6 protein-coding genes and 3 pseudogenes are annotated in these 5,048 nt (G+C 34.3%); all 9 read left to right on the top strand.

Features of this window, described 5'->3' with window-relative positions; genetic code table 11:
* Positions 1 to 343: pseudogene (locus tag ATN92_RS12450) on the top strand (plasmid recombination protein); the annotation flags it as partial.
* 604 nt (positions 344 to 947) lie between these two features.
* Positions 948 to 1,031: pseudogene (locus tag ATN92_RS19330) on the top strand (MLS leader peptide); the annotation flags it as partial.
* A 48-nt stretch (positions 1,032 to 1,079) separates the two neighbouring features.
* The gene (locus ATN92_RS12440) at positions 1,080 to 1,163 is read left to right on the top strand and encodes a 23S rRNA methyltransferase attenuation leader peptide (RefSeq protein ID WP_001814874.1); all 84 of its coding nucleotides are present in this window, start codon (positions 1,080 to 1,082) and stop codon (positions 1,161 to 1,163) included.
* A 124-nt stretch (positions 1,164 to 1,287) separates the two neighbouring features.
* On the top strand, positions 1,288 to 2,025 hold the full coding sequence (erm(B), locus tag ATN92_RS12435; RefSeq protein ID WP_001038795.1) for a 23S rRNA (adenine(2058)-N(6))-methyltransferase Erm(B): 738 nt from the start codon (positions 1,288 to 1,290) through the stop codon (positions 2,023 to 2,025).
* Positions 1,994 to 2,071: pseudogene (locus ATN92_RS19570) on the top strand (rRNA adenine methyltransferase); the annotation flags it as partial. The gene erm(B) and the pseudogene ATN92_RS19570, both read left to right, overlap by 32 nt.
* Positions 2,047 to 2,268, top strand: coding sequence for a hypothetical protein (locus ATN92_RS12430; protein ID WP_010712928.1), 222 nt, complete (start codon positions 2,047 to 2,049; stop codon positions 2,266 to 2,268). The pseudogene ATN92_RS19570 and the gene ATN92_RS12430, both read left to right, overlap by 25 nt.
* A gap of 536 nt (positions 2,269 to 2,804) precedes the next feature.
* Positions 2,805 to 2,960, top strand: a complete 156-nt coding sequence (locus ATN92_RS12425; protein ID WP_002328822.1) for a protein RepA — start codon at positions 2,805 to 2,807, stop codon at positions 2,958 to 2,960.
* Between the two features lie 123 nt (positions 2,961 to 3,083).
* Positions 3,084 to 3,722: a replication protein gene (locus tag ATN92_RS12420; protein WP_056950684.1), complete on the top strand. Its 639-nt coding sequence runs from the start codon at positions 3,084 to 3,086 to the stop codon at positions 3,720 to 3,722.
* Between the two features lie 252 nt (positions 3,723 to 3,974).
* The coding region (gene mobV, locus ATN92_RS12415; protein WP_158106787.1) for a MobV family relaxase at positions 3,975 to 5,048 on the top strand (1,074 nt) is incomplete at its 3' end.

The following is a 5,048-nucleotide window of genomic DNA, read 5'->3' as shown; positions in this document are numbered from 1 at the left end:
AAAATATGCGGAAACTGATTTACCTAAGCGGATTGACTATGGAAAAGAAAAATACAAGGAAGTAGTGCGTGATTTCAACGATTTAGCAGATAGATATAATAATAATCTAGAGAAAATTGATTCGTTGGAGAAAGAGAATAAATCGCTTAAAAACGAAATTAAGGGCATTTACAAAGGGTTTAAAGAGTACTTTAAAGATTCTAAGCAAGTTACAACTGAACAGGTTAAAACGCTTGTTAGTGGCGTTTTAGACAAAGTAAAAGAATTTGTAAAAGGTGGAGAATTTGAAAAAATTCATAGAAATGAAACTCAAACACGAGATAGAGATGAATTAAGTCGTTAGAAGCTCATATTTGCGTTCTAAGACGTTTTAAATCAATTCGAGTATATTTACACGTGATTATTACTTTTCGTCGGCATAAGCGTTTAAAATGGCTATAAATAATAAAGACAAGGGCGAACAACGTGAGCAACGTTTACCCTTGTCTTTTTATTTTAGGCATTTAGCTTTTGCTGAGCGACGAAAAGTAATTACGTGATAAAGCTACTTTTCAGAGGCATGATCAAACGCATTGCGTTTGTCAGGGGTGGGCGGAAGCCCACGGTTTTTAAAAGGGTTTTTGCGGAGCAAAATACCCTTTTCTTCTTATCTTGATACTATTAGGGGTCCCGAGCGCCTACGAGGAATTTGTATCGATAAGAAATAGATTTAAAAATTTCGCTGTTATTTTGTACATTTAACTTGACGGTGACATCTCTCTATTGTGAGTTATTAGTGGTACAGTTTTCAACCGTTTTAATTATAAAAAAGTGGTGCATTTTTAAATTGGCACAAACAGGTAACGGTTATTGCAGGTGTATTTCTTATCTATGGGTTTAACATGGATTTTATCATTAAAATCATGAGTATTGTCCGAGAGTGATTGGTCTTGCGTATGGTTAACCCTAAAGTTATGGAAATAAGACTTAGAAGCAAACTTAAGAGTGTGTTGATAGTGCATTATCTTAAAATTTTGTATAATAGGAATTGAAGTTAAATTAGATGCTAAAAATTTGTAATTAAGAAGGAGGGATTCGTCATGTTGGTATTCCAAATGCGTAATGTAGATAAAACATCTACTGTTTTGAAACAGACTAAAAACAGTGATTACGCAGATAAATAAATACGTTAGATTAATTCCTACCAGTGACTAATCTTATGACTTTTTAAACAGATAACTAAAATTACAAACAAATCGTTTAACTTCTGTATTTGTTTATAGATGTAATCACTTCAGGAGAGATTACATGAACAAAAATATAAAATATTCTCAAAACTTTTTAACGAGTGAAAAAGTACTCAACCAAATAATAAAACAATTGAATTTAAAAGAAACCGATACCGTTTACGAAATTGGAACAGGTAAAGGGCATTTAACGACGAAACTGGCTAAAATAAGTAAACAGGTAACGTCTATTGAATTAGACAGTCATCTATTCAACTTATCGTCAGAAAAATTAAAACTGAATACTCGTGTCACTTTAATTCACCAAGATATTCTACAGTTTCAATTCCCTAACAAACAGAGGTATAAAATTGTTGGGAATATTCCTTACCATTTAAGCACACAAATTATTAAAAAAGTGGTTTTTGAAAGCCGTGCGTCTGACATCTATCTGATTGTTGAAGAAGGATTCTACAAGCGTACCTTGGATATTCACCGAACACTAGGGTTGCTCTTGCACACTCAAGTCTCGATTCAGCAATTGCTTAAGCTGCCAGCGGAATGCTTTCATCCTAAACCAAAAGTAAACAGTGTCTTAATAAAACTTACCCGCCATACCACAGATGTTCCAGATAAATATTGGAAGCTATATACGTACTTTGTTTCAAAATGGGTCAATCGAGAATATCGTCAACTGTTTACTAAAAATCAGTTTCATCAAGCAATGAAACACGCCAAAGTAAACAATTTAAGTACCATTACTTATGAGCAAGTATTGTCTATTTTTAATAGTTATCTATTATTTAACGGGAGGAAATAATTCTATGAGTCGCTTTTGTAAATGTTGGAGAAAGAGAATAAATCGCTTAAAAACGAAATTAAGGGCATTTACAGAGGTTTTAATCAGTTTATGGAAAATACCCTTGGTGCAACTGTTGGACAAGCTAAAAAGCTCATGAATAACCTTGTGAGCGAAATTAAAGAGTTTGTAAAAGGTGGAGAGTTTGAAAAAATTCATAGAAATGAAACTCGAACACGAGATAGAGATGAATTAAGTCGTTAGAAGCTCATATTTGCGTTTTAAGGCGTTTTAAATCAATTCGAGTATATTTATACCTGTTTGGTCTTTTCGTCGGCATAAGCGTTAAAAATGGCAATAGAAAAAGCTGCAAGGGCGAACGTAGTGAGTGCATTTACCCTTGCAGCTTTTTTTGTTGTCATTTAGCTTTTGCATAGACGACGGAAAGCCAACAGGTGTGAATGTTTAGCTACTTTTCAGAGGCATGATCAAACGCATTGCGTTTGTGGGTGTGGGCAACGCCCGCGGTTTTATTAGTTTTTAGGAATTGGGAAGCAAACTGGGGGGAGATTTTGAAAAAATCGACCAACTCATGGGGGCACTACGACACCCCCCATGTGTCCATTGTCCATTGTCCAAATAGATAAAAAGATTAAATGTCTTGTAAATACCTTTATATGAACGTTTTAAGCACCTATTTCGAGGTGAAAAAAAGTTTTTTGTAAAATCTTGTATTCCTGTCGTATGTATAATATAATTACAGTGTAAAAGAGATTTTGAAGAGAATTGAGGTGTATTTTGTGGTTGAAGTTGAGAAGAAAAAAGTGACTTTATCTTTACCTGTTGAATCGAATGACAAACTAGAAAAAATGGCACAAAAATATGGAATGACTAAATCAGGTTTGGTTACATTTTTAATTAATCAAGCTGATGATAAGGGGACTATTTTTAAATAAAAAAAGCCCTGCTAGGAAGATAGCAAGGGCTCGCAAGATTTGGTTTTCTTTGATTTCGCAACTCAAGTTTATCAAATTTTCCCTTGTTTTCCTAGTAGAGTAACTAGGAAGGTGTAGAAAAATATGGAAAATGAAAATAGAACAGATTGGGCATTGCCTAGAAAGAATTTAAATCCAAAAACTAAACAGCCTTATAAGCGAGGTCGTAACTGGTGGATTGTTGTTTATCCTGAAAGTTTGCCAGAGAATTGGAAAGAGATTATTTCAACTGAACCTGTGGCAATTAGTCCATTACATGATAAAGATGTTAATGCAGACGGAACAAAGAAAAAGCCGCATTATCATATAGTTTTTAATTACAAGGGCAATAAATCATTTGAACAAATGGACGAAATGGCAAGAGCTTTAAGGGCACCGATTCCTGAAAGAATAAGTGGTTTAACTGGTGCTGTTAGATATTTAACGCATATGGATAATCCTGAAAAGTATCAATACGATAATACAGAAATACAAGTGTTTGGTGGATTTGACCTTGAAAGTTGTTTAGCGTTATCTACTGGTGATAAAAGACAAGCGTTAAAAGAAATGCTTGGTTTTATTTCGGATAACAATATTATGCATTTAAAAGATTTTGCTGATTATTGTATGTCTGACCGAGCTCCTGCTGGTTGGTTCGAATTGCTAACAGAGAGGAATACTCTTTTTATAAAAGAGTACATAAAATCGAATTGGCAAAAAGAAAACCAAGTTTATAAAGAGTGAGGAATTAAATAAAAAATATGCCCCCTGCTGAAAAGCCAAGGGGGTTATTTTTTTGTGTTTTAAGAGTTGGATTACATGAGCCAACTCTTTGTTTTTTGTATCAGCTAATTGCACCATAAGGGTGCGCTGATACTCGGCTCAAAAGAGCCGAATAAGCCGTCTGCAAGACCCCTCGGCGAGCCCACCTTTACGAAGTAAAGTATAGTGGGTTATACTTTACATGGAAGCTGTCCCGAAGTTAGGAGTGTTTATATGTCATTTGTAGTGGCGAGAATGCAGAAGGTAAAATCAGGAAATTTAGTTGGGGTAGGTAATCATAATCAGAGAAATACAGACAATCATTCCAACAAAGATATTGATGTTGAACGGTCACATTTAAATTATGATTTGGTCAATCGGACAGAAAATTATAAACGAGATATTGAGCAATTTATTAACGACAACAAATCAAGTAGTCGTGCTGTCAGAAAAGATGCTGTATTAATAAACGAATGGATCATAACTTCTGACAACCAATTTTTTAAAGATAAAGATAGTAAAGAAATTAAAGATTATTTTGAAGTTGCTAAATCATATTTTTCAGAAAAATTTGGTGATGAGAATATCCGCTATGCTCAAGTTCACTTAGACGAAACGACACCGCATATGCACTTAGGAATTGTGCCGTTTAATGACGAACACAAGCTATCAGCAAAGACTGTTTTTAATCGTCAAGCCTTACAAGCGGTACAAGACGAATTGCCAAAGTATTTAAATGAGCGTGGTTTTGAGCTTGAACGTGGCGAAAAAGGGTCAGAGCGTAAAAATTTAACAGTGCCTGAATATAAAAAGGCAAAGGATGAATTAAAAGAGCTGACTACCACGCTGGAACAGCGGAAGTCAGAAGTTTTAGCGTTATCGAACGATAAAACACCAACAATCAAGAAAGAAAGTTTAGATTTAAAAGACGAAACGAAAACGGTCAAAGTACCAAGTGGCGAAACCATTGGTATTGGTAAGTTGCGACATGAATTTACGAAAAATGAAGAACGAAAAACAGGAAATGTGATTATCCCTGAAGATAAATTAAATGCCTTAATACAAGGCTATGAAGATTTATATAAATCGAATGAGAAACTAAAGAAATATGCGGAAACTGATTTACCTAAGCGGATTGACTATGTAAAAGAAAAATACAAGGAAGTAGTGCGTGATTTCAACGATTTAGCAGATAGATATAATAATAATCTAGAGAAAATTGATTCGTTGGAGAAAGAGAATAAATCGCTTAAAAACGAAATTAAGGGCATTTACAAAGGGTTTAAACAGTTTATGGAAAATACCCTT

Source organism: Companilactobacillus bobalius, assembly GCF_009764355.1.
Note: the sequence above shows the minus strand (reverse complement) of the source record. Positions and strands in the feature narration are given on the sequence as shown.